The sequence below is a fragment of the Collimonas silvisoli genome, from assembly GCF_018305005.1.
Lineage (GTDB): Bacteria > Pseudomonadota > Gammaproteobacteria > Burkholderiales > Burkholderiaceae_D > Collimonas > Collimonas silvisoli.
Map to the genome: position 1 here is coordinate 1 of NZ_JAGQEG010000235.1, position 599 is coordinate 599.

1 pseudogene is annotated in these 599 nt (G+C 65.8%); it reads left to right on the top strand.

Going from position 1 to position 599, the window contains the following annotated elements:
* A pseudogene (locus KHU33_RS26195) lies at positions 1-599 on the top strand (peptidase S8); the annotation flags it as partial.

A 599-nucleotide genomic window follows, 5' to 3' on the forward strand; every position in this document is an offset into this window, starting at 1 on the left:
AATACCTACCAGGGCGCCAGCAATATCCTGGGCGGCAGCTTGAATATCACCGGCGCGGTGGCTTCCAGCGTGAATGTCGGCGCGCTCGGCCGGCTGGGCGGCGACGGCGGCCGCATCCACGGCAATGTCAACAACAACGGCCGGGTCAACAACAGCGGCGCCGGCCTGACGATCGACGGCAATTATGTCGCCGTGCCGGGCGCGGTCCTGGCCAACCAGCTCAACAGCACTCTGACGGTGGGCGGCACGGCGCAACTCGGCAACTCGCACCTGGTCGCCACCACGCCCGGCAGCAGCCAGGATCCTTCCGGTTATGTGACGCAGCAAGTCGGTGTGACAGGCAAGGTGCTCACCGCCGCCGGCGGCGTCAGCGGCCAGTTCAGCGATATCAGCTTTGAAGCCAACGGCGTCAGTTTTGCGCCCGGCGTGTTCATTGTGGCGGCGTTGTCGTATCAGGCGCAACAAGTCAATCTGCAGATCAGCCGCAACGATGTCATCAGCATGGCCGCAGCCGCTTTCGGCAGCGATCCGACCCGCACCCATGCGGCGGCGAATCTGGAGACCGGCCTGCAGGCGGCCGACCAGATGGTCGCCAGCGG